Here is a 7,618-nt window from a genome sequence, read left to right as displayed (position 1 = left end):
TGCAGGACGTGGGCGATGACCGCGGCGTTGGCTTCGTACCCGACCCACGGGTTAATCGCGATCTTGACCGTGCCCTTGCTACCGGCCGCGGGCTTGTCGTTACCGGCGGTCGACGACGCACCGCCACAACCGGCCAGGGCAAGACTCAAAACAGTCGCTGCGGCTGCGGGCAACCGAAGTCTCATACCAATTCCTTCATGGGCGAAAGAGGGAGGGAGCGGGCGGTCGACGTGTACGTGAAACGTTGCATTCTGAAATGCGCGATGCCCGATCGGGCTCGCGCGTGGATCTGTATGGGAAGTGTCCAAATCAACAGATGCGCCGCCACAGCGTCCGGTCACCGAGAGACAAAGGAGTCACCCGGTGACGCCGCACAATGATCGTGCGTAACCGGGCGTTGGTCAACGGGTTGAACGGATCTTTTGTTCGGGCGCCACCTCGCCCGCCGGCTGCCCGCCGCATGACCTGGGAACAATGAATCTCCGACATGGACAGAAGGCCCGGCTCGACTCGGCCCCTATCCACGGCGACCGCGGGTGGCGCAGCCAAATCTGTCATGAAGGTTCGGCTACGGCACCCACGGTCCTCGCCTTCGGGTGCGCATCATGCGCAAGATCAATCAGCAGACATTTGCATTTTCGATCAACCCTGGACGATCACTGGCCGGCCTGCGGGACCTCGTCGCTCCCGGGCACCCGCCGGACCTCGATCTTGGATCCGCGGGCCGCCGGGACCCGCTTGGCCCACTCGATGGCATCCTCTTGCGAGGCGACCTCGAGCAGGAAGTAGCCTCCGAACAGCTCCTTGGTCTCGCCGTAGGGGCCCTCCGTTACCACCGGTGTCTCGCCGCTGAAGTGGACCACGGCGCCCTTGGCCGGATCGTCCAGTCCTTCCGCCGCGAGGAGAACACCGGCCCCGATCATCTCCTCGATGAACCGGCGGGTCGCCGCCATCATCTCGTCGATGTCGGCCATCATGGCCGCGTTCGACTCATCGGTGCCCCGTATGATCAACAGGTACTTCGACATCGCGTTCTCCTCGTCCGGCGGAGCCGCCTCTCGGCCCTCGCACCCACACGTCGAACGAGCGCCCCGCGGATCGACACGTCCCTCGAGCAACTTCTCGCGGCGGCGATGTCGACGGTCACGTCACCATCGTTGCTGGAGTCCACAGCCATGACACCGGCCGGCACAGGGGCCGGCCGTCAGCCGGCGGCGCGGGTGAGGAGGTGGCGGCGTAGGCGGTGCAGTTGCGGCATCAGCCCGTAGATGACGATCGGTACGGCGATGGTGGCGAGCACGAACGTGCGCACGACCGGTGTCAGGTCGCTCAGCCAGTCGCCCAGCAGCAGGTTGAGGGCGGTCAGGGTCGGGAAGACGGCCAGCCAGATCATCAGGGCGAGCTCGTGCTTGGTCGGCGGGGTGTGCGCGGTCACGGTGTCTCCTTGGGTCGGTTGTGGTCGCAGACGGCGGAGCGGACGTCATCGTCGACGAGGTCCGCGTTGAGTGCGATGGCCGCCGCCGATCCCTGGCCGGCGGCGGTGATGACCTGGGCACGCGGGTCGACCACGTTGCCCGCGACCCAGACGCCGGGGACGCTGGTCAACCCGGTGCGGTCGGCGGTGATCCATCCGTCGGGATCCACGTCGCAGCCGAGGCCCACGACGAGGTCGTTGTTCGGGACGAACCTCGGGGGTACGAACAGCGCGTCACGACGGACGACGTGGCCGTCGTCCATCCGCACGCCCCGCAGACGGTCGTCCTCGACGACCAGCTCCTGCACGGCGCCCTCCACGACACCGATGGCGCGGGCCGTCATCTCGGCGCGTTCGGTCCCGGTCAGGATGCCGGGCGGGGTGAAGTAGACGAGGTCGTGCGTCCACTGCCGCACGATCTGGGCGTACCGGACGGCGCCCGGCGTTCCGCCGAGGACGCCGAGCCGCCGGTCACGAACCTCGTGGCCGTGGCAGTACGGGCAGTGCAGGACGTCGCGGGCCCACCGGTCGCCCAGACCTGGGACGTCCGGCAGTTCGTCGCGCAGCCCGGTCGTGACCAGCAGCCGGCGCGCCGAAACCCGTTGCCCACTGGCGAGGACGGCGGTGAACCCGCCGTGGCCCTCGCGGGACAGTCCGGTGACGACACCGGCAACGATCTCTCCGCCGTAGCCCTTCACCTCGTCACGTCCGGCGGCGAGCAACTCGCCCGGTGGCAGGCCGTCGCGGGACAGGTAACCGTGCATGTGGGCGGCCGGGGCGTTGCGGGGCGCGCCGGCGTCCACGACGAGGACCGTGCGCCGGGCGCGGGAGAGGACCAGGGCGGCGGACAGGCCGGCCGCGCCGCCGCCGATGACTACTACGTCGTACGTGTTCATGCGCTCAAGGCTGGACCGGCACGCTCCGCGAGCCTACGACTGTTGCTGTTTCCGGGAAATCGGAGTGGGATGAGCGTCGTGGACGACACGTCGGCGGCCATCACCGCGACCCTGGAACGAGTGGGGCCGCGGCTCAAGCAACTGCGCACGAACCGGCGGATCACCCTGACCGCTCTGTCCGGCACGACCGGCATCTCGAAGAGCACCTTGTCGCGGCTCGAGACCGGTCACCGGCGGCCGACCCTGGAGCTGTTGCTGGCGCTCTCGCACGCCTACCGTGTTCCGCTGGACGACCTGGTCGGTGCGCCCGATGTCGGCGATCCCCGGATCCGGCTCAAACCCGGCCGGGTGAACGGCCGGACGGTCATCCCGCTGGTCCGGCAGCCGGACGGCATGCAGGCCTGGAAGATAGTCGTCCCGGCCGGCAAGGCCGACCCGGAACCGCGGGCGCACGACGGCCACGAATGGATCTACGTTCTCTCCGGTCACCTGCGCCTCGTGCTCGGCGACCAGGAGTTCATCCTCGCACCCGGCGAGATCGCGGAGTTCGACACCACGATGCCGCACTGGTTCGGCAGCGCCGGGACGGAATCGGCCGAGATCCTGAGCATCTTCGGGCGGCCCGGCGAGCGGATGGACGTCCGGACGACGACGTGATGCAATCCTCCGCCGTGACCCACATCGAGATAGCCTGGACGTCCTTGCCAACGAAGGCGGCGCGCAGATGACACTGGATATCCCGTACCGCTCGATTCCCGAGATGTTCCTCAAGCGGGTCGCGGCGACGCCGGACCGGCCGGCGTTCGCGTCCCCCGCCGCCGACGACTCCGGGCCGGTCTGGCTGACCTGGGCACAGGTGGGGGAGCGGTCCACCGCGATCGCCGCCGGGCTGCGCAGCCTCGGCGTGAAGGCCGAGGATCGGGTGGCGATCCTGGCCAACACCCGGCTCGACTGGGTCATCGCCGACCTCGGGGTGATGTGCGCCGGCGCGGCGACCACCACGGTGTACCCGACGACCGAGCCGGAGGAGGCGGCCTTCATCATCGGCGACTCGGGTTCCAAGGTGGTCATCGCCGAGAACCAGATGCAGGCCGGGAAGGTGTCCGGCGCCACCCTGCCCATGCTCACCCACGTCGTGCTGATGGACGGCGAAGCGGATCCGGCGGCCACGCCACCGCAGCTGACCCTTGCCGAGCTCGAGGCGCGCGGCGCCGCGACCCTGGCCGCGGAGCAGGATCTGATCGAGAAGGTCGTCGCGGCCATCGGACCGGACGACCTCGCCACGTTGATCTACACCTCCGGCACCACCGGCCGCCCCAAAGGCGTGCAGCTGTTGCACCGTGGCTGGTGCTGGGAAGCGGTCGCCCAGAGCGAGCTCGGCCTGCTGGTGGCCGACGACCTGCAGTACCTGTGGCTGCCGCTGTCGCACTCGTTCGGCAAGTCGCTGCTGTGCGGCGTCATCCACGTGGGGCTGCCCACCTATGTGGACGGCCGGGTCGACAAGCTGATCGACAACCTCGCCGTTGTCCGGCCGACGATCATGTGTGCCCCGCCGCGGGTGTTCGAGAAGGTCTACAACAAGGTCGTCATCACCGCGCAGCAAGCCGGTGGCGCGAAGGCCAAGATCTTCGCCTGGGCGGTGCGCACGGGCAAGCAGAAGGTCGCACTGGAGAAACTCGGCAAGCCGATTCCGCTCGGCTTGAAGGTCCGCTATGCGGCCGCCCACAAGCTCGTGTTCGCCAAACTGCACGCCCGCCTCGGCGGGCGGATCCGGGTGCTGGTCGCCGGTGCCGCCGCGATCTCCGTACCCCTCGGCGAGTTCTTCGCGGCGGCCGGCATGCCGATCAGCGAGGGATACGGGCTCACCGAGACCAGCGCGGGCGTGTTCGTCAACCGTCCCGGGTCGGTCCGGATCGGCACCTGCGGCACGGCGCTGGGCGATGTCGAATGCCGGATCGACGCCGACGGTGAGATCCTGCTGCGCGGTGCGCCCGTGATGCGGGGCTACCACAACCTGCCCGAGGAGACGGCGGCGGTGTTCACCGAGGACGGCTTCTTCCGCACCGGTGACATCGGCGAACTGTCCGACGACGGCTACCTCAAGATCACCGACCGGAAGAAGGATCTGGTCAAGACCTCCGGCGGCAAGTACATCGCTCCCTCCTACATCGAGGGCGTGTTCAAGTCGCTGTGCCCGTACACCTCGCAGGCCGTGGTCATCGGCCAGTCCCGCAACTACTGCACGATGCTCATCTCGCTCGACCCGGACGCCGTCGCCGGGTGGGCGGCCGGCGGGCCGCTCGAGGGCAGGCCGTACGCCGAGATCGTCGCCTCGGAGCAGGCGCGTGCCCTGGTCGGCGGCTATGTCGACCAGCTCAACGCCAAACTCAACCGCTGGGAGACGATCAAGAGCTTCGCCATCCTTCCCCGCGAACTCAGCATCGAGGACGGCGAGCTGACGCCGTCGCTCAAGATCAAGCGGCGCAGCACGGAGGCGAACTTCGCCGGCGAGATCGACAAGATGTACGAGGGCACACTGGCGCAGATGTGACGACCCGCGGATGATCGACCGGCCGGCCGATCATCCGCGGCGCAGCCGGCCCAGCAGCGGCAGCTGGTGCAGCGGTTCGTCGTCGGTGTTCCAGTAGACGTGCTCGACACCCAGCCGCGCGGCCTCGTCGAGGTCGGCAGCGACCTGTTCGGGCGACCCGAGCAGCGGTCCCCGGTCGTCCAGCGGCTCGTCCGTGACGTTGCCGTTCACCTGGAGCATGACCGGCAGCGTGCCGGGATCGTGACCGGCGGCGCCGGCCGCGGCCCGGAAGGTCTCGACGCACGCGCGAACCGTCTCCCAGTCGAAGATCACCAGGACGAGCCCGGCGCCGAGGCGTCCGGCGCGCTCAACCGCCACCGGCGAGGCAGCGCCCACCAGCAGGCGTGGGCCGGCGGCGCGAACCGGTTTCGGACCGATGTCGGCCTCGGGGATGCGATAGAAACGGCCGTCGAATCGCACCGGATCGGGACCCCAGACCGCCCGCATGGCCTCGAGGTGCTCCTCGAAGCCCGCACCGCGCCGCCTCATCGGGACGCCGGCCGCCTCGAACTCCTGCGCCATCCAGCCCTGGCCGATGCCGACCACGAGCCGGCCATCGCTGAGACGGTCCAGCGTGGCCAGCCGGCGAGCGAGGATGATCGGGCTCTGGAACAGCGCGTCGAGCACGCTGGTGCCCAAGGAGATGCGGCGGGTACGGGCCGCGACGTAGGCGAGCGTCTCGATCGGGTCGTACACCGTCCCGAAGGCCTCGGGCGCGTCCATCACCGGTCCGCCCGGTCCGCCCATGGCGATCGGCACGGTCGGCCGCATCAGCCGCTCCCAGGCCCACACCGAGTCCAGCCCGATCCGTTCGGCCTCCTCCGCGACCTGCGCGATGACCTCGGGTGAGGCGTTGCGCCCCGCCACCGGAAGGTGCACGCCCAACTGGATCGACGACATCGTGTCCTCCTCAGAGGGTGGTGGCGATCGGACCGGGCGGACCGACGCCCGGGCATCCCGCAGGCCTGACCGAGGATCTTAGGAGCGCCTCCGCCGACATGCCAGGGCATGAGGACGTCTCGGCGGTGGACGAGCCCGCTTCGCGTCAGGGCTTCGGCACGTGGCTCAGGCAGCCGGCGAAACCGAAGTCGCCCTCCTCGCTGACGATCTTGTCGTCGACTTGGATGCGGCAGGCGATCTGCACCGGCAGACCCCGCGAAATCGGTGTGTGGGCGTTCAGGGACAGGTTCTGCAGGTTGTCGCCGTGGTCGGCGAGTGGCAGATCGGCCTTCCACGGCAGCTTGACGTTCTCCAGCGTCTTCACCGGCCGGTCGGGCACCGAGTATTGGATCTGGCGGGCCTTGCCCTTGCCGTTGACCTCCAGGTGCAACATCCGGGTCACCCCGGTGTCGGTCTTGCCGAGCTCACCGACGCGCTGCAGGACGCGATCGGCGAGGGCGACGAGCGTACCCTTGGGGTCCTTCTCCTTGGCCTCGTCGACGCCGCTGAGCACCAGCGACAGCATCAGGGACCCGCGCCGGACCACGAGCTCGTAATCCTTGGTCGCGTCGTCCTCGCCACTGTCCACCCAGTAGTCGAGCCAGCTGCTGTCGGCCCCGGTGACCAGGTTCTCGACCAGGATGGTGTCCCGCTTGTCGGAGACCACCTGAAACTTGCGGCTGGCCAGCACGCCCTGGTAGTAAATCTCAGCCGCCTCCGCGGTGGGCTGCAGGGACAAAGTGAGCTGGTCGGCCGGCGGGGCGCTGCAGTAGATGCCGTTGCTGGTCGCCTTCGAAGCGGTCGATGCTTCCAGGTCGAGCAGCAGCTTGTGGCCGAACTCCGCATAGTCGGCCTCCGTCAGCAGGCCACACATCTTCGCCGTGATCTGCCCGTTCTCCGGCTGCGGCCAGCCGCCGGCCGGTGGCTTGGCCGAGCCGCCGCCGGAACCCTCGTCGCCGCCGGAACAGCCGGCGGCCATCAGCAGGACGGCTGCGGCCACAGCCGTCAACGTACGTCGCATTCGCATATCTACTCCCCGTGCCGATCGGTCAAGGTAGTCGCACGTGCGCGTTGCAGGACGGGCCCTCCGAGGCGATGGCTCTGCGCCCGTCCACGTGAATGGCGCATTGGATCTTGGTGTTCGGAGACTTGCTGGCAATCGACACCGCGAGGTAGACCAGGCCGGCTCGCGGGCCGGTGCGGATCGGCTGCACCCAGGGCAGGCCGCTGGGCACGGTCGTGGTGCGCTGGTCCCGTCCCTGGGCGTCGACGTAGACGATCTGCATCCAGGTCACGGTGCTCGGGGCGCTGACCGTGTAGATGACCTCGTGCTCGCCCGCCACGGCGGGTGACGGCCCGGCGACCGGAGCGACCGGCGGGGGCGGCGCGGGGGCGGCGCGGACCCCGAGGATGCCGGCGGTGGCCGCGAAGGCCAGCGCGACCGCCGCGGCCAGCACCACCGCCCACCGCGGGGCGTCGCGCCGCTGTAGCGACCGCCAGGACCCAACCGGTGCGACCTCCCCGCCCGCCGCAATGGCGCCGTCCGCGGCCATGGCGTTGCCCGCGGGTTCTGTGGCCGCTGCCGGGCGGGGATCGCGGCGGCGCGACGGAAGCTGGAACGAGGCAGCCGCTGCGAGGAGCAGGAGGGTGAGGACGGCCGTACCCGTCATGAACGCGGCATGCCAGGGCACTGCCGCCGGGGTGCCGGCCAGCATGACC

At 69.4% G+C, this 7,618-nt stretch carries 7 protein-coding genes and 2 pseudogenes; 2 read left to right on the top strand and 7 right to left on the bottom strand.

Annotated features, from left to right (window positions below):
* The 4 genes and pseudogenes from AB0M20_RS17890 to AB0M20_RS17875 all read right to left on the bottom strand — a co-directional run.
* Positions 1-185 (bottom strand): annotated as a pseudogene (locus AB0M20_RS17890) (glycine/betaine ABC transporter substrate-binding protein); the annotation flags it as partial.
* A gap of 471 nt (positions 186-656) precedes the next feature.
* Positions 657-1,028 carry a YciI family protein gene (locus AB0M20_RS17885; protein ID WP_364299381.1) on the bottom strand — a complete coding sequence of 124 codons (372 nt, stop codon included), beginning with the start codon at positions 1,026-1,028 and terminating at the stop codon, positions 657-659.
* A 176-nt stretch (positions 1,029-1,204) separates the two neighbouring features.
* Positions 1,205-1,393 carry a hypothetical protein gene (locus tag AB0M20_RS17880; protein ID WP_364299383.1) on the bottom strand — a complete coding sequence of 63 codons (189 nt, stop codon included), beginning with the start codon at positions 1,391-1,393 and terminating at the stop codon, positions 1,205-1,207.
* A gap of 38 nt (positions 1,394-1,431) precedes the next feature.
* Positions 1,432-2,370, bottom strand: a complete 939-nt coding sequence (locus tag AB0M20_RS17875) for an NAD(P)/FAD-dependent oxidoreductase (RefSeq protein WP_364299379.1) — start codon at positions 2,368-2,370, stop codon at positions 1,432-1,434.
* Positions 2,371-2,439: 69 nt separating this feature from the next.
* Between AB0M20_RS17875 and AB0M20_RS17870 the strand changes: the two genes are divergently transcribed.
* Positions 2,440-3,027, top strand: a complete 588-nt coding sequence (locus tag AB0M20_RS17870) for an XRE family transcriptional regulator (RefSeq protein ID WP_364299377.1) — start codon at positions 2,440-2,442, stop codon at positions 3,025-3,027.
* Between the two features lie 67 nt (positions 3,028-3,094).
* On the top strand, positions 3,095-4,921 hold the full coding sequence (locus tag AB0M20_RS17865; protein WP_364299375.1) for a long-chain fatty acid--CoA ligase: 1,827 nt from the start codon (positions 3,095-3,097) through the stop codon (positions 4,919-4,921).
* A gap of 30 nt (positions 4,922-4,951) precedes the next feature.
* Here AB0M20_RS17865 and AB0M20_RS17860 read toward each other — a convergent pair whose 3' ends face one another.
* The 3 genes and pseudogenes from AB0M20_RS17860 to AB0M20_RS17850 form a co-directional block, all read right to left on the bottom strand.
* The gene (locus AB0M20_RS17860) at positions 4,952-5,860 is read right to left on the bottom strand and encodes a TIGR03619 family F420-dependent LLM class oxidoreductase (protein ID WP_364299373.1); all 909 of its coding nucleotides are present in this window, start codon (positions 5,858-5,860) and stop codon (positions 4,952-4,954) included.
* A 145-nt stretch (positions 5,861-6,005) separates the two neighbouring features.
* On the bottom strand, positions 6,006-6,899 hold the full coding sequence (locus AB0M20_RS17855) for a hypothetical protein (protein WP_364299370.1): 894 nt from the start codon (positions 6,897-6,899) through the stop codon (positions 6,006-6,008).
* Positions 6,900-6,948: 49 nt separating this feature from the next.
* Positions 6,949-7,618, bottom strand: a pseudogene (locus AB0M20_RS17850) (hypothetical protein); the annotation flags it as partial.

The organism is Actinoplanes sp. NPDC051633 (assembly GCF_040681735.1).
In the GTDB taxonomy this organism is placed as follows: domain Bacteria; phylum Actinomycetota; class Actinomycetes; order Mycobacteriales; family Micromonosporaceae; genus Actinoplanes.
This window is presented reverse-complemented; position numbering and strand designations above follow the sequence as displayed.

Coding starts and splice junctions, on each gene's coding strand:
- AB0M20_RS17885 (WP_364299381.1), bottom strand. CDS start 1,028: ATGTCGAAGTACCTGTTGATCATACGGGGCACCGATGAGTCGAACGCG.
- AB0M20_RS17880 (WP_364299383.1), bottom strand. CDS start 1,393: ATGATCTGGCTGGCCGTCTTCCCGACCCTGACCGCCCTCAACCTGCTG.
- AB0M20_RS17875 (WP_364299379.1), bottom strand. CDS start 2,370: ATGAACACGTACGACGTAGTAGTCATCGGCGGCGGCGCGGCCGGCCTG.
- AB0M20_RS17870 (WP_364299377.1), top strand. CDS start 2,440: ATGAGCGTCGTGGACGACACGTCGGCGGCCATCACCGCGACCCTGGAA.
- AB0M20_RS17865 (WP_364299375.1), top strand. CDS start 3,095: ATGACACTGGATATCCCGTACCGCTCGATTCCCGAGATGTTCCTCAAG.
- AB0M20_RS17860 (WP_364299373.1), bottom strand. CDS start 5,860: ATGTCGTCGATCCAGTTGGGCGTGCACCTTCCGGTGGCGGGGCGCAAC.